Origin of the sequence: Elstera litoralis, from assembly GCF_000963705.1 — a bacterium.
In the GTDB taxonomy this organism is placed as follows: Bacteria; Pseudomonadota; Alphaproteobacteria; order Elsterales; family Elsteraceae; genus Elstera; species Elstera litoralis.
In genome coordinates this window covers 1-645 of the sequence record NZ_LAJY01000960.1, presented here as the reverse complement: position 1 = coordinate 645, position 645 = coordinate 1, and the positions used below count along the sequence as shown (strand labels likewise).

General features: G+C 50.1%; 1 protein-coding gene. It reads left to right on the top strand.

Going from position 1 to position 645, the window contains the following annotated elements:
- Positions 1-197: 197 nt before the first annotated feature.
- Positions 198-645, top strand: a 448-nt coding sequence (locus VZ95_RS24800) for a hypothetical protein (RefSeq protein ID WP_156995519.1), incomplete at its 3' end; no start/stop codon positions are given.

Below are 645 nucleotides of genomic sequence, written 5' to 3'. Positions count from 1 at the left end.
GGTTCAAGCGGTAGTGGTTGATCTTGGATAAGAGTATGAAATAACAGAAACCTGTTGGCCGATTACCGTATCGCGAGTTAGCTATCACCAGTATACACGAAAAATTTGCAAAACTGCTCGTTCATTCTCGTTGATGAAATATGCCGCCGTTAGCCTGTGGCGTCGTGCACATAAGGTCACGACGTTTCAGGAGAACAATGATGACACAACAGCAAATGTCTTTGGCTGAAGGGATTCGTACCTGGCTTAACGACGGTTCCGAGATGCCGCACTGGGTTCGCAATCGAATTACAGAGGGTAAATTACCCAATGGATCCTTCCTGATTCCGACGCCACTTGGCACAACTCGCGTCCATATTGGTCATGTTGTCATTGAGTACGGTGGCAAGTTATGGTGCCGGGAACAGCAAGAGATTCCTGAACTTCTCGCAGGTCTTACTGCCGAAGCCATTCCGAAAATCACCGCTATTGGTCCTGGAAAATCCGCTCAGTTCGGCACGAGAAGCAAAGCGGGTGCCGGTCAAAAGCGGGGAAGCGAACGGAAAATAGCCTTTGGGGAAGCCCGCGGAAGCATGCCGAGCATTGAACGGGTGCACATCGCGTCCCTGACGGTCGATAGTTCCTATCAACGATCTATCGACAATG